This window comes from Isoptericola cucumis (genome assembly GCF_014635665.1).
GTDB classification, from domain to species: domain Bacteria; phylum Actinomycetota; class Actinomycetes; order Actinomycetales; family Cellulomonadaceae; genus Isoptericola; species Isoptericola cucumis.
Genome location: NZ_BMDG01000011.1, coordinates 99574 through 119315, shown reverse-complemented (window position 1 = coordinate 119315; position 19742 = coordinate 99574). Strand labels below are relative to the sequence as shown.

The window sequence follows — 19742 nt, the reverse complement described above, 5'->3', positions numbered from 1 at the left end:
GCCGTCCCCTCAGTCCAGCAGCGCGCGCACCTCGAGCGCCATGATCGCGCTCAGCACGGTGGAGTAGCCCACCTGCGTGGGCGCCGGTCGTGCCCAGTCGTCGCCCGGCCGGAGCACGACGCCCGCCCCGCGCAGCACGTCGGCCGCGGTGCGCGTCGCCCCGTCCGGGCGGGCGACGTCGTCGAACGGCACGAGCCCGTGCGCCCACAGCGCGTCGGTGCTGGACCGCACCAGGTCGGCGACCTCCGGCACCGGCCGCTCGTCGAGCAGCTGCGCGGCGTACCGGTACCAGACGCCCTTGAACAGACCGACGTCGCCGCCGGCCGTGTCGGGGACGTCGTCGTCGACAAGCTCGCCCTCACGGCGGAACACCCCGCCGGTCGCGAGCTCGCGGACGGACGTCACGGCGGTGCGCTCCGCGCGGTCCAGCCAGTCCCGCTCGCCCGTCGACCTGTACATCTCGACGCACGCCCCGATGTACAAGCCCTGGTTGTAGGTGAACCGCCAGTGCGTGTCGACGGCGTCCCCGCCCTCGCGGCCGAGCCCGTCCTCGACGAACCCGTCGGGACCGACCAGGTGCGCCTCGAGCCAGGCGAGCGCCTCCGCCGCGCGCTCGAGGTAGCGCGGCTCGCCCGTGCGGCGGCCGAGCCGCGCTCCGAGGATCACGAGCGGACCGTTGGCCGGCGTGTTCTTGTACGACGGCTGCTGCTTGCGCCACGACAGCGACGCCCCGTGGTGGTCGTTCCACCCGTGGTCGACGACGTGCTCCCACAGCGCCAGCACGTCCCCCTCGACGGCCGCGCGCTCGACGTCGTCCGGCGTCGCGTCGGCGAGCCGCAGCAGCGCCAGGGCGTACCAGAGCATGTCGTCGAAGTAGTCGTTGAACAGGCTGCCGTCGTTGCGGCCGCGCACGTTCGCTGCCGTCGTACGGGCGGCGTCGAGCCACGCCGGGTCTCCGGTGCGCCCGTAGGCGTCGAGGCGGCAGTCGACCACGTGCGCGAGCCACCAGTAGTTGAACGTGGTGTCGTCGGTGCCGGGGTGCGCGTTGTGGAGCAGCTGCGGCTCGGGGGCCCCGTAGAGCAGGTCCAGGCTGTGCTGGGCCACGTCGGCGCGGTCCGCCCAGGTGAGGACGCCGCGGGCGCCGGGCAGGGTGGTCGTCATCGGTTGGCCTCCAGGATGCGGTCGCCCTGGGCGCTGGCGGTGGCGAGGGCGGACGGGCCGGTCAGGGCCCCCGACATCACCTGCTGCAGGGCGGGGATGAGTGCCAGGCCCTCGACGTCCGAGTAGCCGGGCACGGGCGGGCGGATCGTGGCGACCTCGATCGTCTCGACCATGGGGGCGAACCGCTCGTCGACGCTGCTCACGGCACGACGCGACGCCTCGATGTTCGCCGGGATGTTCTTGCTGATCTCGGCGAACGCGAGGCTGTTCTCCTGGTCCACGGCCCACCACTTCATGAGCTCCCAGGCCCCCTCGGGGCACGGGGCGTCGGTGGGGATGACGAGGCCGAAGCCGCCCATGGAGGCGCCGTCGTCCCCCTGCGGGCCGGTGACTGCGGGCACGACGCCGTACTCGAGCCCGTCGACCGCGTCCCAGACCGGGAAGTTCCACGGGCCGTCGTACTTGATGGACACCGCGCCCTGCGCGAAGGCGTCGATGCCGTCGGAGAACCCGAGCTCGTACACCTTGCGCTCGTGCAGCAGCTCGTCCCAGAACTCGAGGACCTCCAGGCCCTGCGGCGAGTCGAACGCCGTGTAGCGCTCGGTGTCGTCGAGGAGCCGGCCGCCGGCCTGACCCAGGTACATGCTGAACAGCCCGACGTCCTGGATCTCGAAGCCCGCGCGCTTGAGCCGGCCGCCCTCGCGGACCGTCAGCGCCTCGGCGGCGTCGGCGAGCTCCGCCCACGTGGTCGGCGGCTGCACCCCCGCCTCCTCGAGGTGCTGCTTGTTGTAGAAGATCGCGCGGGTGTCCACGATCAGCGGCAGGCCGAACGCCTGGTCGCCCACGCTCATCTCCCGCACGGACTCGTCGTAGAACGCGCCGAGGTCGACGCCGTCGCGCGCGGCCCACGAGTCGATCTGCTGGAGCGCGCCGCGGCGGCCGTACTTGGCCGTCTGCCAGCGGTCCCACAGCACCAGGTCGGGCACGTTGCCCGACGCGATGCCGGTGAGCATCTTCTCCTCGAGCGCGCCCTGCGGCACGTAGCGGAACTCGAAGTCGGGCTGGGCGGCGTTGAACGCCTCGAGCTGGGTCTGGATCTGCGCGGCCTGGTCGCCCGACCAGCTGCCCCACATGGTGAGGCGCCGCGCCCCGGTGTCGGTGTAGCTGGGCTGGTTCGGCGCCGCGCACGACGCCAGGGCGCCGGCACCGGCGCCCACCGCGAGCGCCCGCAGGACCGCGCGACGACTAACGCGAGTTGACATGGGAGACCCCCTCGATGATGTAGCGCTGGGCGAAGACGAACAGCAGCAGCACGGGCAGGCTGGTGATCACGGTGCCCGCCATGAGCGGGCCGTAGTCGGTCGCGTAGTCAGTGACGAACGACGCGAGGCCCACCTGCACGGTCCACATCTCCTGGACGTTGAGCACGATCAGCGGCCACATGAAGCTGTTCCACCCCGCCTGGAAGGTGAGGATCGCGAGCACCGCGGCCCCTGCCTTGGCGAGCGGCAGGTAGACCTGCGCGAAGATCCGGAACTCCGAGGCGCCGTCGATGCGGGCGGCCTCGCCCAGCTCGTCCGGGATGGAGGAGAAGAACTGCCGCATGAAGAACACGGCGAACGCGCCGGCGGCCCCGGGCAGGATGATCGCCCACCAGGTGTTGAGCAGGCCGACGCCGCCCTGGCCGACGAGGTTGTTCCCGCCCGCGAAGGGGATGGCGCGCAGCACGAGGAACGACGGCACCATCGTCACGATGCCGGGCACCATGAGCGACCCCAGCAGGGTGACGAAGAGCGCGCGCTTGCCGCGGAACTTCAGCTTCGCGAACGCGTACCCGGCGAGGGAGCCGAAGAACAGGTTCAGCACGACGCCGGCGACGGCGAGCAGCATGGAGTTGAGGAAGTACCGCCCGAACGGCACCTCGGTGAGCACGCGCTCGTAGTTCTCGAGGGTGACGGTGCGCGGGACGAGTTCCAGCGCACCGGACAGGATGTCGCCGGCCGGCTTGAGCGACGTGACCAGCGTCCAGAACAGCGGGAAGACGGTGAGGATCGCGACGATCACGACGGCGACCCACCAGGCGGCGGCGCCCACGCGCTGGGCGGGCGTCTTGTGCGTGGTGTGCAGCGTGCGGGTGCGGACAGCGGTGCCGGCCGGGGCGGCGAGGTGCAGGCCGGGGGCGGTCTGGGCGCTCATGTGTTGTCCTTCCCCGTGATGCGGGCGTTGATGACCGCGAAGACCGCGATGATCGCGAACAGCACGAACGAGATGGCGGACGCGTAGCCCATCTCGAGGTTCCCGAAGCCCTGCGTGTAGATGTAGTAGACGAGGGTGATCGTGGAGTTGCCGGGACCGCCCTTGGTGAGCACGTAGGCCTGGTCGAACACCTGGAAGGCGCCGATCACCAGCAGGGTCGAGACGAGGAAGGTCGTGCGCGACAGGCTCGGCAGCACGACGTACCGCAGCTGGTTCCACCAGCCCGCGCCGTCGATGCGGGCCGCCTCGTAGAGCTGCGGCGGGATCCCCTGCAGGCCGCCGAGGTAGATCATCATGTTGGTGCCGAAGCCGGCCCAGACGCTCATGATGACGATCGCCGGCATGGCCCAGCTCGAGTCGTACAGCCAGGCGGGGCCGTCGATCCCGAACCAGCCGAGAGCGACGTTGAACATCCCGAACTGGGGGTTGAGCAGCCAGTACCAGATCGTCGCGGTCGCGACCGTCGACGAGACCACCGGGACGTAGAAGAACGTGCGGAAGAGGGTCGACACCCGCACGTTGCGGTGCAGCAGCAGCGCCGTCGCGAGCGCGACGACGATCCCCAGCGGGACGAACAGCAGCGTGTAGTACGCGGTGTTCCGCAGCGCGATGAAGAAGTAGGGGTCGAGGAACAGCCGCCGGTAGTTGTCGAGCCCGACCCACTGCGAGTCGCCGATGACCGAGTAGCTGGTGAGGCTCATGACGAGCGCCATGCCCGCCGGGATCACGACGAAGACGGCGAACAGGGCGATGGGGAGGGCCACGAACAGCCAGCCCCATCGCTCCTGGATCCGCCACTGCCGTGAGGGTCCGCGTGATTCGTGGGGCGGGGGCGCGCTCGCCGCGTCCCTGCCCGGCGGCGCCGTTGCCGCCGTCGTCACCGTCATGGTTCAGATCGCCTCCTTTGCCGATCCGCACGTCCGCCTATGCGGCGTGCCCGGACACTTCAGCCCCGGGTGCCCCGGGGACGTGGTACCCGACGAGGTCGAGCACGAGCTCGCAGAACATCGAGTCCGCCCAGCTGAACCACTCCCGGGTGAACCGGTCGGGGTGGTCCACGTGGTACGCCTCGCACATCCGCCCCCGGGTGGCGTTCACGGAGCACAGCGCGGCGACGATGTCGCGCTTCTCCTCGGCGTCGGTCGAGGTCAGGCCGCGGACGGCGGCCGCGATCGGCCAGACGTACCGCGGGGGCGTGTGCGGGCTGCCGAGGCCGTCGCCGGTCGCGCCCCGCACATACATCGGGTTGTCGTCGGAGAGGACGAAGGCGCGGGTCGCGGCGTACAGCGGGTCGTCGAGCGCGGTGCCGCCCGTCAGCGGCAGCGACAGCAGGCTCGGCATGTTGGAGTCGTCCATGAGCAGGTGCCGGCCGAGGCCGTCGACCTCGTAGGCGTAGATCCGGCCGTGCGTCGGGTGCTCGACGACGCCGTGCCGTCGCGTCGCGGCGTCGAGCTCGTCCGCGAGCTCCGCGGCCCGGGCGGCGAGGGCCTCGTCACCCAGCGGTCCGCGGGCCAGGTCGGCGAGGTCGCGCAGGGCCGCCGCCGCGAACAGGTTGCCGGGCACGTTGTAGTGGTAGGCGCACGCGTCGTCGCTGGGGCGGAAGGCGCTCCACGTCATCCCGGTGACGGCGACGGGCGTCCCGTGGCCGTCGTTCTCGAGGGTGTCGCTGGGCGGGCAGTCGCTCCGCCGGAAGCGGTACGTCGAGCGGGCGTCGTGGTCCTGCTCGGTCCGCAGCGTCGTGATGACGAGGTCCGCGGCGGCGCGGAAGGCGTCGTCGAGGTGGTCGGTGCGTGCGGTGGCCCGCCAGAGCTGGTGGGCGAGCTGCAGCGGGAACGCGAGGGAGTCGACCTCGTACTTGCGCTCCCAGACCCCGGGGGTCATGGCGGTCTCGTCGCCCTGGTGCCCCGCGCCGTCCGGCCCGCGGTTGAAGGCATTCGCGTACGGGTCGTCGAGGATCTGCCGGCTCTGGCGCCGCACGAGGGCGGCCACCGTGTCGCCCAGGCCGGGGTCGCGGCCCAGCAGCGCGAGGTACGGGCGCAGCTGCGCGGCGGAGTCCCGCAGCCACATCGCCGGGATGTCGCCGGTCAGGACGAACACCGTCCCGTCGTCGTCCGGCACCACGGCGTCGCGCAGGGTGCGGCGCATCGCCTCGGCGAAGATCTCCGCGGCCTGCTCGCCGAGGGCGTCCGCCACCTCGACGGTCACGTCGGCGAGGACGCGGTCGTCCACGGTCACAGGGGCACTCGACAACATCCAGCCACTCTCCATCGTTTGTATATATCGAATGGCGGGAACTTAGCATGCGTGCCGGCTCCTGGGGAGCCCGGGCAGGCGAACGGCCCGGGCGTCGGACGACGACCCGGGCGGCGGGCCCGATGGGCGGTGGGGACGAAGAGCGGTGGTGCCGACGAACGTGCGTCGGCGCGACGAACGGGCGGTCAGGAGGCGGCGGCGAGCGGCGCGCCCGCGCGGCGCAGCCGCCGCTCGGCGCCGGAGACCAGCTCGTCGGCGTCGGCGGCGCCCGCCACCGACCACACGACGGCGGAGTGCAGCGCCGGCCACACGGCCGGCGCGACCTGCCCGGACGGCTCCGCGAGGTGCGACACGACGTGCTGGCGGAGCGCGTCCGCGGAGGCCGCGGCGTCGACGTCGTCGAGCGCGGGGAGCGTGGCGAGGACGGCGAACCGGTCGCCGTCGACCCGGCCCGCCTCGCAGCCGCGGGGCAGCGCCGCGGTGAGCCGTCCGGCGAGCTCCGCCAGGACCACGTCCCCGGCGTCGTGACCGTGCGCGGAGTTCAGCGCGGTCATGCCGCGCACGTCGAGCAGCACGAGCACGACGCGCGTGCGGCCACCGCGCACCAGGTCGCACCGGTGCGCCAGCGACTGCCAGGTCGCGGCCCGCGTCGGCAGCCGGGTGTGCGGGTCGTGGGTCGAGCGGTCCGCGAGGGCGCTGACCAGCGAGCGCATGACGTCCGCGGTGGTGGCGCTGCCCCAGAACGGGCCGCGGACGAGGACGTCGTCGTAGCGCCGCGCGCCCGCGCGGGCCATGGCCTGCGTCGCGACCTGCGACACCGGCGTCCCCGGGTCGACGACGAGCGGCGACCAGTCGGTGACGGACGCGGCGGGACGCCGTTCCAGGACCGCGCGCCCGTAGCCGAGGCGCCCGGTCAGGGCGGCGGCGAGGCCCGCCCGCGTCACGAGGCCGACGGCGTCGGAGCCCGCGTCGTCCTGCACGGCCACGCAGGCGACGTCCGGCCGCCGGAACATCACCTCGAGCTGTCCCACGGGCACCGCCGAGCCGACCACCATCACCGGCTGCGCCAGGTCGCCGACGACGCCCGCGAGCCCGGTGCCGCCGCGGGGTGCGATGTGCCTGGCCATGGAGGCGATCTCGTCGTACACAGCGGCAGTATGGCCACCCGTGCACCCCTGGTCGGGCGGGGTCGGACGATGTTCGCCCAGCGTTCGCCCGTCGTTCGCCCGCCGGTCAGCCCCGCACCGTCTCCAGGAGTGCGGCGGCGACGAGCTCCGGCGCGGTGAACGCCGCGAAGTGCGACTGCCCGGGCCACCGGACGCGCCGCACCCGCGCCAGCACCATCGCGAGGGCGTCCATCGTCTCCGGCATCGGGGACCACGTCTCGGCGCCCTCCAGGAGCGTCACCGGGACGTCGATGCCGGCCCATCGCCCCAGGTCGCCGTCGTCGGCCGCCATCGCCTCCAGGTCGTGCAGGTTGCCGACCATCTCGGCGCGCGCCTCGTCGCTCGGCGGCCCGTCGGCGGCGGGGGGCGCCGCGGCGACGAGGTCCTCGGGCAGACGTGCCACGTCGCGGGCGAACAGCAGCGCGGCCTGCGACGGCCGGTCGGCGTCGGCCAGCGCCCGGTACTCGCCGAGCACGGGGACGAGCCGCGGGCCGGCGGCGAAGAGCGGCGGCTCGAACACCGACAACGTCGCGACGCCGCCGGGGTGCGCGAGCGCGTGGTGCAGGGCGACGGTCGCGCCGTACGAGCCGCCGAGCACGTGCGCGTGCCCGCCGGCGGCCGCCACGACGGCCGCGAGGTCGTCGGCGTCGTCGTCGAAGGTCTTCGGCGACGTGCACGGCCCGCTCGGCGCGAACCCGCGGCGCGCGTACGTCCACGTCTCGACGTCGTCGGGCAGGTGCGCGACCACCGGGTCCCAGCTGTGGAGCCCGCCGCCGGACCCGTGGACGAGGACGACGGGCACGCCGGTCCCGGGCGACCGGCGCGCGACGAGCGGCGTGCCGTCACCCGAGGTGAGGTGGAGGTCCATGGCACCCATGCTGGGGCGCGACCGAGGGCGGCGCGAGAGGGTGGCGCTCGCTCCTCCCCCCGCGCGCGCTCACCGGGCGCCGGGGGCGGCACCCCCGGCAGGCGTCAGACGACGCCCACCGCGACGGCCAGGTCCTGCCAGGACATGCCGGAGCCCTTGAAGACGTTCGGCCTGTCGGTGACGCGGGCCCGCCCGTTGACGACGTCGGCCAACGGCACCAGGTCGTCGGTGGTGAGCACGCCCGCGTCGACGGCGAGCACGACGTCGCCGCACTCGCGCATCGCGGTCGCCCGGTCCTCCACGACCACCAGGGAGCGGCCCATCAGGCCCTCGTCCAGCTCCCGCCGGTCCGGCTCGTGCGAGCCGATCGCCACGACGCACACGCCGTCGCGCACCAGGGTGCCGTCGAAGACCGGCTCGCCGGCCGACGTCGCGCACACGACGATGTCCGCGCCGGCCACGGCGGCGGCCACCTGCTCGGCGCCGTCGACGGCGCGCGCGTCGATCCCGCGGTCCTGCAGGCCGGCGACGGCGGCCGTCAGCCGGTCGGGGCTCCGGCCGGCGAGCGCCACGTCGTCCAGGTCTCGGACCGCGGACATCGCGACCGCGTGCTCGACCGCCTGCGGTCCGGACCCGAAGACGACCAGGCGGCGCGCGTCGGGTGCGGCGAGGTGGTCGGCGGCGACCGCGGACGTCGCCGGGGTCCGCAGCTCGGTGAGGCTCGACCCGTCGACCAGCAGCCGCGGGGTGAGGGTCTCCGCGTCGAGGAGGAGATAGACCGCCTGGATGCGCGGCAGCCCGCGGGCGGGGTTGCCCGGCGCGACGGAGGCGAGCTTGACGCCCACCCAGTCGCCGATCCCCGACGGCATCAGCAGCAAGTGCCCGGCGCCCGCGTCGACCGGCACCCGTGCCGGGTCGTCCGCGGGGTCGAACCCCGACCGCAGGGCCTGCTCGACCAGCCGCCGGGCACGGTCGGGGGAGATGCGCCGGCGGACCTCGGCGGCGTCGACGAAGGGCAGCCCGCTCACACGACCACCCCCTCGCGCGCCTCGATCTTCGCCCGCTCGGAGCGCACCACCCGGCCCGACAGCGACACGGCGGCGATCGCCACGGCGGCGAGCACCACCAGGTACACGGCGATCGGCCACCAGGCGCCGTCGAACCGTGCCAGCAACCAGGTCGCGAGCAGCGGGGCGGTGCCGCCGGCCAGCGCCGCGCCGATCTGGTAGCCGAGCGTCACGCCGGTGTAGCGGACGCGGGTCGTGAAGGTCTCGGACATGAGGGTGCCGAGCGTCGCGGTGACCGGGGGCCACACCACGCCGAGGCCGATGACGACGGCCGCGTAGACGGCCCAGTCGACCCGCAGGTCGAGCAGGAGGAAGAAGGGGGCGGCGAACAGGGCGATGAGCACGGACCCTGCGAGGAAGACCCGGGGGCGGCCCAGCCGGTCGGAGACCGTGCCCATCCACAGGATCGCCAGCGTGCTGACGAGGGCGCCCGCGCTCACGGCGTTGAGGACGACGGACTGGCGGATGTCGAGCGTCCCGGTCGCGTAGCTGACGACGAACGTGGCGAAGATGTAGAACGGCCCGGTCTCGACGACCTTGGCCCCGACGGCGACGAGCACCGAGCGCCAGTGGTCGCGCAGGGTGTCCTTGATCGGGAGCTTCGCGACGTCGCCGCGGGCCTTCGCCTCCCGGAAGGCCGGCGTCTCGGCCAGGCCCTTGCGGATCCACAGGCCGACGAAGACCAGCACCACCGAGGCGATGAACGGCAGGCGCCAGCCCCAGGACGAGAACGCGTCGGCGGGGAGGGTGCTGACGAGGCCGAACGCGATCGTGGACAGCAGCATGCCGATCGTCACGCCGGTCTGCGGCACGGAGCCGAAGAAGCCCCGGCGGTGCTCCGGCGCGTACTCGTAGGCGAGCAGCAGCGCGCCGCCCCACTCGCCGCCGATCGCGAGCCCCTGGACGACGCGGCACAGGATCAGCAGGACGGGCGCGAGGACGCCGACCTGGGCGTACGTCGGCAGCAGGCCGATCGCGACCGTCGCGCCGCCCATCAGCGAGAGCGTGATGACCAGCGTCTTCTTGCGCCCGATCTTGTCGCCGATGTGCGAGAAGACGATGCCGCCGAACGGGCGGATGAAGAACGTCAGGGAGAGCGACAGGTAGGACAGCATCAGCGAGACGGCCGGGTCGTCGCTCGGGAAGAACTGCTTGTCGAAGATGAGGGCCGCGGCCGTCGCGTACAGGAAGAAGTCGAACCATTCGATCGCGCTGCCGGAGAGGCTGCCGACGAGGACCCGCAGGTTCGTGGCCGGCCTGCCGATCGTGGACTGTTGCGAGGTCACGCGCCTGCTCCCATCCGGCCGGCAGCGTCGCCGGCCTCGGTGTCTGTGCGGTGCAACGTACAATTGCACCAATCGCGGACGCAAGGGCTTCAGGGGACCGATCCCTCAGTTGCCGCCGGCGGTCCTGCCCGACCAGATGCCGCGCACGTGAGCCAGGTGCCGGCGCATCCACGACTCCGCGCCGCCGACGTCCGCGGCGTCGAGCAGGTCGAGCAGGTCGTGGTGGTCGCGGATCGTGGCGACCAGGCGGCCTTCCTCGTGCAGCGTCTGGAGGCCGAGCAGCCGCGACATCCCGCGCAGCCGGCGCACCTCCTCGACCAGCCGCGCGTTGCCGGCTATCGCGAGCACCTCGGTGTGGAAGGCCGTGTCGGCCGCGACGAACTCCTGCAGCTCGCCCGCCGAGGCGGTCTCATCGATCCGGTCCGCGAGCGGGCGCAGCGCCCGTACCTGCTCGGGCGTCGCGAGGGCCGCGACCCGGCCCACCGTCGGCACCTCGATGAGCTCCCGGAGCTGCAGGATCTCGTCCAGCGCGCGGTCGCTCAGCCCGACGACGCGGTAGCCCCGCTGCCGGATCGTCTCGACCAGGCCCTCCTGCGTCAGCTCCATCATCGCCTCGCGCACCGGCGTGGCGGACACGCCGAGCCGCTGGGCCAGCACCGGCGCGGAGTAGACGGCGCCGGGCTCGAGCTCGCCGGCCACCATCGCCTCGCGCAACGTCTCCCGCACCCGGGACCGGATGCTGCCGTGGGCCTCGAGGGTGCCGAGGATCGGTGCCGACCCCCGGCCACGGGTCCCGGTGCTCATCTGTGCTCCTGTGCTCGGTGGTGCCGCCGACGCCAGGATGTCACGTGCGCCGGGAACACAGCGCGACCTGCGCCGTCAGCCTCCCGCCGCGCAGTCGACGGCACCGTCGAGGCCGCGCGGGAGCTCGTGCTTCGCCACGCGCTGGCTGGGCGTCAGCGGCAGGCCGTCGAGCGCACGGACGTACCGCGGCACCTGGAACGGGGCGAGCTGGTCGGCACCCCAGGAGACGACCGACCGGAGGTCGGTGCGGGCACCGTCGCGCAGGACGACCAGCAGCAGCATCTCCTGCTCGCCGACGTCCGCCGCCACGCCGACGACGGCGCACCGGTCGACGTCGGGGTGCCGACCGTAGACGTCCTCGACCTGCCAGGCGGACACGTTCTCGCCCCTGACCCGGACGCTGTCGCTCGCCCGGCCGTGGAAGTGCAGGTTCCCGTCGGCGTCCAGGAGGCCCGTGTCGCCCGTGCGGAACCAGTCGCCGTCGCGCGCCGCCGCCGAGGCCTCCGGGTTGCCCAGGTAGCCGGGGGTGAGCAGCCCGGGGACGGCGGCCCGCACGAGGATCTCCCCGGGACCGCCGGCCCCGTCCCCGGCGCGGACCTCGAACCACGGCAGCGGGCGCCCGACACCCTGGTCCGGGCCGTCCGGGTTGACGGTGACGATGCTGGACGTCTCGGTCATGCCGTAGCACTCGTGCACGGCGAACCCGAACCGGCGGCGGGCCTCCTCCCCGATGGCCGGCGTCGCGCCGGCGCCCCAGGCCACGCGGACGCGGTGCCGGCGCTCCAGCTCCGAGGCGGGGCGCTGGAGCAGGATCTGCAGGATGCCGCCGAGGTAGTGGACGTGCGTCGCGCCCGTCGCCACGACGTCCGCCCAGAACCCGGACGCGCTGAAGCGGCGCGCCAGCGCGAGCGACACGTCCTCGTAGAGCGGCATCAGCAGGGTCTGCGCGCCGCCGACGTGGAAGATCGGTTCCCACACGTACAGCACGTCGCCGGCGCGGGCTCGGGTGACCTCGAGCGCCCCGACGGCCGCCGCCCGCAGCATCGACTGGCTCACCCGGACGCCCTTGGGCGGGCCGGTCGTCCCCGACGTGTAGAGGAGCAGGCTCGTACCGGGCACCGCCCCGCCCGGTGCGCCGGGCAGGCGCTGCAGCCGCGTCACCGTGCCGGGACGCCCGCCGGCACCGCCGGCCTCGGCGGCCACCGGCGACGCGTCGTCGACGGCGAGGACCGCGCCGTCGTCCAGGCCCGCGCCGTGCTCCTCCTGCCACACCGCCGCGACGGCGCCGACCACGTCGGCGCCGTCCTGGGCCACCAGGTGCGTCGCGCCGGAGTCGCGCAGCAGGTGGGCGAGCGGAGCCCCCTTCAGCCGCGGGTTCAGCGGCACCCAGAGCGCACCGCGGCGCAGGAGGGCGAAGACCGTCGCGACGTGCTCGACCGTGTTCGGCAGCGCGACGGCGACGCGCGCGTCCTGGCCGATCCCGGCGTCCGCCAGCACCTCGCACACCCGGTCGACCGCGGCGTCGAGGTCGGCGACCGTGACGCGGCGTCCGCCCGCGACGGCGTAGAGGCGGTCCGGCCGGTGCGCCGCGAGGGCCGCGAGCTCCTCGGCGACGTCCCGGCCGGCGATGACCTGCGTGGTCGTCACGCTCATGACGCGGGGGTCGTGGCCGCGTCCCGCCCGCGGGACAGGAACTTCTGGGCCGTGCCCTGCGGCTCGCCCTCGGCGTAGGCCGCCTTGTCGATGTCGAGGGCGGCCGCGAACGCCGCCCGGAGCCCCGGGCGCAGGGTCTCGAAGAGGTGCTGCTTGGTGAGCTGGAAGGCGTGGCTCGGCTGCGCGGCGAGCTCGGCGGCCCGCTCCATGGCCCGCGCGAGCACCTGCGACGCCGGGACGATCTCCGTGACCAGGCCCAGGTCGCGTGCCTCCTGCGCGTCCACGAGGCGTCCGGTGAGCATCAGCTCCGCCGTCTTCGCGTGCCCGAGCGACTGCCACGTCAGGTACATGCCGGTGATGCTGGGGATGCCGGACTTCACCTCGGGCTGTCCCATCCGGACGCCCTCGTGGGCGACGCGCAGGTCGCACAGGAGGGAGAGCTGGTAGCCGGACCCGGCCGCCACCCCGTTGAGCGCGGCCACGACCGGCTTCGGGCAGGACAGGATCGTCTCGTAGACGTCCTGGAACGTGTCGAGCCAGGTCGCGACGTCGTCGACGCCGAAGCCGGCCAGCTCCTTGAGGTCCTGCCCGGAGCAGAAGGCACGGTCTCCGGCCCCGGTCAGCACGACCGAGCGGACCTCGGGGTCCGCGGCGAACGTGGCCACCGCCGTCCCGACCGCGCGCTGCATGTCCTGGCTCCACGCGTTGAGCGCCTGCGGGTTGTCCAGCGTGACGATGCCGCAGCCGTCGACCACCTCGGTGCGTACCTGTCCCATCGATCCTCCTGTGTGCTGCTGGTGGGTGTGCTGTCTGTGTGTCGTCCCGCTCACGCGGCGGGGACGCGCTCGGCGTGCGGGGCCGGGACCCGGACGGCGTCGTACTGCGCCCTGACCTGCTCCGACGGCGCCGGTCCGAGCCGGTTGCCGACCCAGACGCCGAGCAGTCCGGCGGCGAAGCCGGGCACGAGCTCGTACAGCCCGATCGTGTCGACGAGCGGGTAGACGACGACGGTGATCCCGCCGGCGAGCATCCCGGCGAGCGCCCCGACCCAGGTCGTGCGCCGGGAGTACAGGGCCGCCAGGACGACGGGACCGAAGGCGGCGCCGAACCCGGCCCAGGCGTAGGACACGAGGCCGAGGACGGTGCCCCCGCGCAGGGCGATCGCCACGGCGACGGCCGACACGAGGATCACCGTGACCCGGCTGATCCACACGAGCGTCCGGTCCGTCGCGGCGCGGTTCACGAACGCGCGGTAGAAGTCCTCCGAGAGCGTGGTGGCGGCCACGACGAGCTGGGAGTCGGCGGTGCTCATGATCGCGGCGAGGATGCCGGCGAGGAAGATGCCGACCATCCACGACGGCAGGAGCGCGTCGACGAGCGCCGCGTACGCGTTCTCGGGGTTGTCGAGGCCGGGGCCGAAGGTGACGACGGCGAGCATGCCGATGACACCCGCGAAGCCGAGCAGCGTGACCGACAGGAACACGCCGAGCCGCCGGGCGCTCTTCGTCGACTCCGACGTCCGCAGCCCCATGAAGCGCGCCAGGATGTGCGGCTGCCCGAAGTAGCCGAGGCCCCACGCCAGCGCGGAGACGATCGCGACGACGGCGACGGAGCTGCCCGACACCCACTCGCCGCCCTCGAGCGCGACCTCGACGAACGGGGACGCCAGGTCGGGGTTCGCGTCGGCGACGCCCTGGGCGAGCGCCGCCGGGCCGCCGACGTTCACGAGCGCCACGACCGAGACGACGGCCAGGCTCACGAACATCAGGATCCCCTGCACGACGTCCGTGTAGCTGGAGGCGAGGAACCCGCCGAGGCAGGAGTAGACCATCACGACGCCGGCTCCGATGAGGATGCCGGTCGTGTTGGAGACGCCGAAGACCTGGCCGAACATCAGGCCCGTCGCGACCAGGCCGGACCCCAGGTACACGACGTAGAACACCATGATGAAGACGGCGGACACGAGGCGCAGCGAGTCGCTGTGGAACCGGTTGGCGAGGTAGGCGGGCAGGGTCACGGACTCGGACCGCCGGCCGCTGCGCCAGTCGAAGCCGAGCTCGGAGTGCTCGCGCAGCCGGCCGGCGACGAGGCGCCAGCTGACGTAGAAGCCGACGGTGAGGCCGACGATCATCCAGACGTTCTGCATGCCGCTGACGTAGAAGGCGCCGGGCAGCCCCAGGAACACCCAGGAGCTCGAGTCCGTCGCCTTCGCGCTGAGCGTCGCCGTGAAGGTCCCGAGCCGGCGCCCGCCGATGGCGAAGTCCGCGACGCTGTCGTTCTGTCGCATGAACCACACGCCGATGCCCAGCATCACGACCAGATAGAGCACGAACGCGACGACCGAAGGTGTGGTGCTGCTGTCCATCCGAGCATCCCCGTCCCGCAGCACCGCTGCTGCATCGCCATCGATTGAGGTCGAGTCTGCTGACCCGCCGCGGGCCGGCGACAGGGGCTTTCGACCAGACCTGGGCGCCCTCGACGCCAGCACTGCTTACGGACGACGCGGGGCGGCAGTCAGCGGTCGCTCGCCGACAGCCCTGCCGTCACCTGGCGGATCGCCGCGAGGAACGCGTCCGTCAGCGGGTTGTCGTGCACGCGGCGCGTCGCGGCGACGATCCGGCGTCGCGGCAGCGGCCGCGACACGGGCAGCGTCACGATCTCGTCGTCGTCCGGCTCGTGCGCCAGCCCGGGGAGCAGCGCGACGCCGAGCCCGGCGGCCACGAACCCGCGGACCGTCCCGAAGCTGTTGCTCCGGAAGGCGATGCGCGGGCTGAAGCCCTCCTCCTCGGCGAGGGCCACGAGGCAGCGGCTGGCGGCCGTGTCCTCGCGGTTCGCGATCCACCGTTCGGGCGCCAGGTCGCCGAAGCCGACGGACCGTGCGTGCGCCAGCCGGTGGCGGCGGGGCGCGACGACGTACAGGTCCTCGACCATCAGCTCCGTGAGCACCACGTCCGGGGGCCACCGCGTCGGCACCAGGTCGTACCGGAAGCCGAGCGCGACGTCGAGGTCGCCGTCGAGCACGCGAGGGAACAGCTCGTGCGGTTCCCCCTCGTCGAGCGAGATCTCGACGTCACGGCGACGGACCAGGAACCGCGCGATCACCTGGGCCACGATCGGCCCGCCCGCCGACGCGAAGCTCCCGATGCGCAGCCGGCCGGCCTGCCCCGCGGCGAGCCGCGCGACGTCGGCCTCGAGCTGGTCGACCAGCCCCAGCAGGTCCTCGGAGCGCTCGTACAGGTACTGCGCCGCCTCCGTCGGCACGACGCTGCGGGCGTGCCGCTCGAAGAGCTGCAGGCCCAACGACCGCTCGAGCCCGGACATCTGCTGGGACACCGCGGACGCCGTGTAGCCGAGCTCCCGGCCCGCGGCCGCGAACGAGCCCTGCCGGATCGCGGCTCCGAGGGTCCGGAGCGTGGTGGGGTCGAGGGCCATCCGAGGAGGATAGGGCTACGGGCGGACGCCCTTGCCGGGGCCGGCCGACGCGCGGCATCGTCGGCACCGTGACGGCCTTTCCTGCTCCACGACCCGACACCTGGCTCAGCCCGCGCGCCCTGGTGGGCCGGTCGGACATCGACGGCGAGGGCCTGTTCGCCCGCGACCAGATCCTGTCGGGCGAGCTCGTCGCCCGGTTCGGCGGCCGGCTCGTGTCGGACGCCGGCCTGGCGGACCTCTTCCGCGCGGCGGCGACGTCGGGCACCTACGTCGACACGGTCTCGGTCGGCGAGGCCGTGAACCTGGTCCTGCCGGAGGGCGACCCCTTGCACGCCGGCAACCACGGCTGCGAGCCCACGACGTGGTGGGCCGACCCGTACACGCTCGTCGCCCGGCGCGACGTCGCCGCGGGGGAGGAGCTCACCCTCGACTACGCCACCATCACGGACGACCCGGGCTTCGTCCTGGACTGCCGGTGCGGGTCGCCGCGCTGCCGGGGCCGGGTGACGGGTCGCGACTGGCGGCTGCCGGAGCTCCAGCGGGCGTACGGGGACCACTGGGTCCCCGTGCTCCGTCGGCGGATCGCCGGGACGCTCCCGCGGTGACGGCCGGCGGCGTCGCTCCGGACGCCGTCCGCGTGGCGTCCTGCCGGGTGGCGTCCTGCCGGGCCGCGCCGGCCAGGAGGTCGGCGACCTGCACGCGCGGGTCGTGCCGCGAGTCGACCTGCCGCACGCCGAGCAGGGGCGGCGGCGCCGGGGCGACCGCCTGCGCGAGGCTCGCCGCCAGCCGGGCCGTGCGCTGCGGGGTGAGGGCGCTCTGCTCGTCGTGCACCACGGCGACCGACCGGCGTCCGGCGCTCCACGCCAGCACGGTCTCCGCGACCGCGGGCACCAGCGGTTCGAGCGGCGGCGGGATCGCCGGGTCGCCGTCGACCAGCCGTGCCAGCACGGCCTCGACGCGCGACCTCGTCACGGCGCGCAGCTCCGGCACGTCGTCCGGCACGTCGTCCGGCACCGCCCCGAGGAAGCGGTCGACGGCGACCGGGTCCACCAGCCGCCGGTGCTTGAGGTGCGTGAGCGCGACGAACGCCTCGAGCAGGTCCGTCCGCGGGCGCAGCGCGGCGACGGCCGCGCGGTGGTCCCGGCCCAGCCGCGTCCCGTCCGTGTACGACGGCTCGTGGGCGAACAGCTCGACCACCCGGGCGGCCACGAAGGCGCGCTTGTCGACGACGTGCACGTGCGCCCGCCCGTCCAGCTCGGCCAGGAACCACTCGAGCGCGGGCAGCTGACCCGGCCGCAGCAGCAGGTGGGCCTTGTGCTCCGCCGTCCGGCGGTGGCCGAACCGGGACCGCAGGACGGCGAGCACCTCGGCCGCCTCGGCCGGAGTGAGGTCGACGCTCCCGTGCGCGATCACCGGCGAGCGCGGGTCCAGGAGGTTCGTCCCGGAGAAGCCGGACTCGTCGCACGCGATCTCGACCGTGTCCATGGTGCGCACCATCGTGACGCGCGACGCCTCCGCCCACCAGCGTTTTCGCACGCGACGGCGGGCCGGCGCACCTGGTGCACCGGCCCGCCGGGTGTCAGCCGGGTGTCAGCCGGGTGTCAGCCGCCCGTCAGGGCGAGCGACCGCACGATCATGCCGAACCGCTCGCCCGCGTCGCCGCCCTGGGGACCCGCGTACTCGACCACCACCATCTGGTCGCCGCGGGAGAGCTCCACCGTGCCCACGAACTGCACGGCGTCCCCCCGCCCGGCGCGCTCGCCCACCTCGACGACGACCCGGTCCGCGCCCGGCACGTCGTGGCGGTACCCGGACGGAGCCGGCGCGACACCGTCCACGACCGTCCCGCGCGAGACCCGGACCGTCTCCTGTGCACGGCCGGCTTCCGGACCGGACGTCCAGACCGCGGCGCCGGCCGTGGACCCGGCCGTCCAGGCGGGCGGGACGGAGAGCCGCAGCCCGCCCGACCGCGCCTCGGTCCAGTCCCGCGGGACCGCCGCCGTCGGAAGCTGCGGGAGCTCGTCGGGGCCGGGCACCTCCTCGGACCCCGCGACGAACCCGAGGGTGCCCAGCACCTGCAGCGCCAGCGTGCGGCCGGCGGCCGTCCCCGGGGTCTCGACCGTGACGAGGTACCCGCGCCCGCCCTCGCGCCGCACCTTCGCCGTGACGGTGCGCGCCCTGTCCGCGGTCCGGGTCTCGACCTGCACCACGTCCGCGCCGTCGAGGGGGAAGGTGGACGCCGGGTGCGAGCTCGACGGCGCGATCGACGCGGGCCAGCCCGCGGAGTCGGCCGCCCGGGTGACCGACAGGCGGGACGCGCCGTCGGCGCTCGTCGCGCGGACCGTGGAGCCGGCCGGGAACACGCCGGCCGGTGACCGGTCCTCGAGCCAGCCGGCGGGGAACGCGTAGCCCAGGCCGGTGAGCTCGGCCTCCCGCCAGCCGTCCGGGACCTCCCGGACGTACCCCGCGAGCGGCTGGAGCTCCGGGACCGCGTCGGGCGCCGGCAGGGCGGGGGAGTCGTCGTCGACGGAGACCGTGCCGACCAGCTCGGCGAAGGTGTCCTCGCCCTCGTCGGCCTCGCCCCAGACCACGACGACCTGCACCACGGCGCCGGATCCCAGGTGGACATGCAGCGTCCCGGTGAAGTCCTGCGCCACGGCCGGGTCGTCGGACGTCTCGGTGACGTACTGCGCCGACTCGGCGCCCGGGACGTCGACCGCGGCAGGCGTGAGCCCTGACCCGGGTGGTGCGAGCGGTGTCCCGTCGTCCGCGGGCTGGACCTGCACGAAGTCCTGCCGGCCCTCGTCCTGGGTGCCCTCCCAGACGCCGTCGGCGCCCGGTTCGAGCCCGGGCGGCAGCGCGAGCCGGACGCCCCCGACGGCGACGGGGGTCCAGCCCTCCGGCACGTCGGAGGCGGCGGGGCTGATCGCCGCCGGGCCGTCCGTGAGGAGGCCCGCGCCCACGACCGCACCCACCGCGGCGAGCGCCGCCGCGCCTGCCAGCGCCCCCCGGCGCGCCCGACCGCGGCGGACGGCGCGTCGTCCCATCGCGCTGCCGTCGAGGCCGGCGACCGGGCCGACCTGGCCGGCCGCGTGCTGAAGCTCTGCCACGAAATCGTCCTGGATGGTCATCGGACCGTCCCCTTCCTCGCCGGTGTCGTCTCGCCCGTGCCGTCCGCTCCCAGGAGCTGGCGCAACCTCGCCAGCCCGCGCGACCCGCTCGACTTCACGGCACCCACCGAGATGCCGAGCTCGTCGGCGGTCTGCGCCTCCGACCGGTCGAGGAGATGGCGCAGGACGACGACGCGCCGCTGCGCCTCGGGCAGCCTCCGCAGCGCCCGCACCAGCGCGTCGCGGTCCACGACCGTGCGCGTGCCGTCGGGGACGGGTGCCGGGTGCAGGTCCGCCGGGTCGGACAGCACGTCGCGGCGCGTGCGCCGCCAGCCGTCGATGCGCGCCGTCGCGATGACGCGCCGCGCGTAGGCGAAGGGGTCGCCGTCGCCGACGCGCCCCCACGCGAGATAGGTCCGCTCCAGCGCGAGCTGGACCAGGTCGCCGGCGCGGTGCCGGTCGCCGCACAGGAGGTACGCGATCCGGGACAGCGCCGGGGTGCTCGCCGCCGCGAAGGCCGTGAAGCGCTCCGCCGGCGTGCTGCCCGCCGCGACGACCCGGACCCGTTCGTCGTCCCGCTCGCCCAGCAGCGCCGGCGCGCAGTCGCTCGTCATGTCAACCGCCTACGTCGTGGAGTCATGGAACACAGACGCCGGCCGGGGGCAAAAGGTTGTCGGCAGTATCCC

General features: G+C 74.1%; 17 protein-coding genes. 1 reads left to right on the top strand and 16 read right to left on the bottom strand.

Annotated features, from left to right (window positions below):
* Positions 1 to 9: 9 nt before the first annotated feature.
* The 14 genes from IEW03_RS15795 to IEW03_RS15730 form a co-directional block, all read right to left on the bottom strand.
* On the bottom strand, positions 10 to 1161 hold the full coding sequence (locus tag IEW03_RS15795) for a glycoside hydrolase family 76 protein (RefSeq protein ID WP_188524655.1): 1152 nt from the start codon (positions 1159 to 1161) through the stop codon (positions 10 to 12).
* Positions 1158 to 2423 carry an ABC transporter substrate-binding protein gene (locus IEW03_RS15790; protein ID WP_188524654.1) on the bottom strand — a complete coding sequence of 422 codons (1266 nt, stop codon included), beginning with the start codon at positions 2421 to 2423 and terminating at the stop codon, positions 1158 to 1160. The genes IEW03_RS15795 and IEW03_RS15790 overlap by 4 nt, the downstream gene beginning before the upstream one ends.
* Positions 2407 to 3357 (bottom strand): carbohydrate ABC transporter permease, encoded by a 951-nt coding sequence (locus IEW03_RS15785; RefSeq protein WP_188524653.1) that lies wholly within the window; start codon positions 3355 to 3357, stop codon positions 2407 to 2409. Before IEW03_RS15785 ends, IEW03_RS15790 begins: the two co-directional genes overlap by 17 nt.
* Positions 3354 to 4181, bottom strand: coding sequence for a carbohydrate ABC transporter permease (locus IEW03_RS15780; RefSeq protein WP_229738246.1), 828 nt, complete (start codon positions 4179 to 4181; stop codon positions 3354 to 3356). Before IEW03_RS15780 ends, IEW03_RS15785 begins: the two co-directional genes overlap by 4 nt.
* Positions 4182 to 4341: 160 nt before the next feature.
* Positions 4342 to 5652, bottom strand: a complete 1311-nt coding sequence (locus IEW03_RS15775; protein WP_229738244.1) for a glycoside hydrolase family 125 protein — start codon at positions 5650 to 5652, stop codon at positions 4342 to 4344.
* A gap of 203 nt (positions 5653 to 5855) precedes the next feature.
* Positions 5856 to 6818 carry a diguanylate cyclase domain-containing protein gene (locus IEW03_RS15770; RefSeq protein ID WP_188524650.1) on the bottom strand — a complete coding sequence of 321 codons (963 nt, stop codon included), beginning with the start codon at positions 6816 to 6818 and terminating at the stop codon, positions 5856 to 5858.
* Between the two features lie 85 nt (positions 6819 to 6903).
* Entirely contained in the window at positions 6904 to 7704 is an 801-nt protein-coding gene (locus tag IEW03_RS15765; RefSeq protein ID WP_188524649.1) for an alpha/beta fold hydrolase, read from the bottom strand.
* A gap of 104 nt (positions 7705 to 7808) precedes the next feature.
* Positions 7809 to 8732: an ornithine cyclodeaminase family protein gene (locus tag IEW03_RS15760; protein ID WP_188524648.1), complete on the bottom strand. Its 924-nt coding sequence runs from the start codon at positions 8730 to 8732 to the stop codon at positions 7809 to 7811.
* A complete protein-coding gene (locus IEW03_RS15755) occupies positions 8729 to 10057 on the bottom strand; it encodes an MFS transporter (RefSeq protein WP_188524647.1) in 1329 nt (442 codons plus the stop codon). The genes IEW03_RS15760 and IEW03_RS15755 overlap by 4 nt, the downstream gene beginning before the upstream one ends.
* Before the next feature lie 105 nt (positions 10058 to 10162).
* Positions 10163 to 10861: a GntR family transcriptional regulator gene (locus IEW03_RS15750; protein ID WP_188524646.1), complete on the bottom strand. Its 699-nt coding sequence runs from the start codon at positions 10859 to 10861 to the stop codon at positions 10163 to 10165.
* 75 nt (positions 10862 to 10936) lie between these two features.
* Positions 10937 to 12514 (bottom strand): AMP-binding protein, encoded by a 1578-nt coding sequence (locus IEW03_RS15745; protein WP_188524645.1) that lies wholly within the window; start codon positions 12512 to 12514, stop codon positions 10937 to 10939.
* Positions 12511 to 13290: an enoyl-CoA hydratase/isomerase family protein gene (locus tag IEW03_RS15740; protein ID WP_188524644.1), complete on the bottom strand. Its 780-nt coding sequence runs from the start codon at positions 13288 to 13290 to the stop codon at positions 12511 to 12513. The genes IEW03_RS15745 and IEW03_RS15740 overlap by 4 nt, the downstream gene beginning before the upstream one ends.
* 50 nt (positions 13291 to 13340) lie before the next feature.
* On the bottom strand, positions 13341 to 14879 hold the full coding sequence (locus IEW03_RS15735; protein WP_188524643.1) for a sodium/proline symporter: 1539 nt from the start codon (positions 14877 to 14879) through the stop codon (positions 13341 to 13343).
* 149 nt (positions 14880 to 15028) lie between these two features.
* Positions 15029 to 15946, bottom strand: coding sequence for a LysR family transcriptional regulator (locus IEW03_RS15730; protein WP_188524642.1), 918 nt, complete (start codon positions 15944 to 15946; stop codon positions 15029 to 15031).
* Positions 15947 to 16014: 68 nt separating this feature from the next.
* Between IEW03_RS15730 and IEW03_RS20680 the strand changes: the two genes are divergently transcribed.
* Positions 16015 to 16551, top strand: coding sequence for an SET domain-containing protein (locus IEW03_RS20680; protein WP_371870635.1), 537 nt, complete (start codon positions 16015 to 16017; stop codon positions 16549 to 16551).
* Between the two features lie 996 nt (positions 16552 to 17547).
* Here the strand turns inward: IEW03_RS20680 and IEW03_RS15720 are convergent.
* Together IEW03_RS15720 and IEW03_RS15715 are read right to left on the bottom strand one after the other, a co-directional pair.
* The gene (locus IEW03_RS15720; RefSeq protein ID WP_188524640.1) at positions 17548 to 19056 is read right to left on the bottom strand and encodes a hypothetical protein; all 1509 of its coding nucleotides are present in this window, start codon (positions 19054 to 19056) and stop codon (positions 17548 to 17550) included.
* 17 nt (positions 19057 to 19073) lie between these two features.
* Positions 19074 to 19670, bottom strand: coding sequence for a SigE family RNA polymerase sigma factor (locus tag IEW03_RS15715; protein ID WP_188524639.1), 597 nt, complete (start codon positions 19668 to 19670; stop codon positions 19074 to 19076).
* Positions 19671 to 19742: the final 72 nt, after the last annotated feature.

Coding starts and splice junctions, on each gene's coding strand:
- IEW03_RS15795 (WP_188524655.1), bottom strand. CDS start 1,161: ATGACGACCACCCTGCCCGGCGCCCGCGGCGTCCTCACCTGGGCGGAC.
- IEW03_RS15790 (WP_188524654.1), bottom strand. CDS start 2,423: ATGTCAACTCGCGTTAGTCGTCGCGCGGTCCTGCGGGCGCTCGCGGTG.
- IEW03_RS15785 (WP_188524653.1), bottom strand. CDS start 3,357: ATGAGCGCCCAGACCGCCCCCGGCCTGCACCTCGCCGCCCCGGCCGGC.
- IEW03_RS15765 (WP_188524649.1), bottom strand. CDS start 7,704: ATGGACCTCCACCTCACCTCGGGTGACGGCACGCCGCTCGTCGCGCGC.
- IEW03_RS15750 (WP_188524646.1), bottom strand. CDS start 10,861: ATGAGCACCGGGACCCGTGGCCGGGGGTCGGCACCGATCCTCGGCACC.
- IEW03_RS15745 (WP_188524645.1), bottom strand. CDS start 12,514: ATGAGCGTGACGACCACGCAGGTCATCGCCGGCCGGGACGTCGCCGAG.
- IEW03_RS15740 (WP_188524644.1), bottom strand. CDS start 13,290: ATGGGACAGGTACGCACCGAGGTGGTCGACGGCTGCGGCATCGTCACG.
- IEW03_RS15735 (WP_188524643.1), bottom strand. CDS start 14,879: ATGGACAGCAGCACCACACCTTCGGTCGTCGCGTTCGTGCTCTATCTG.
- IEW03_RS15730 (WP_188524642.1), bottom strand. CDS start 15,946: ATGGCCCTCGACCCCACCACGCTCCGGACCCTCGGAGCCGCGATCCGG.
- IEW03_RS15715 (WP_188524639.1), bottom strand. CDS start 19,670: ATGACGAGCGACTGCGCGCCGGCGCTGCTGGGCGAGCGGGACGACGAA.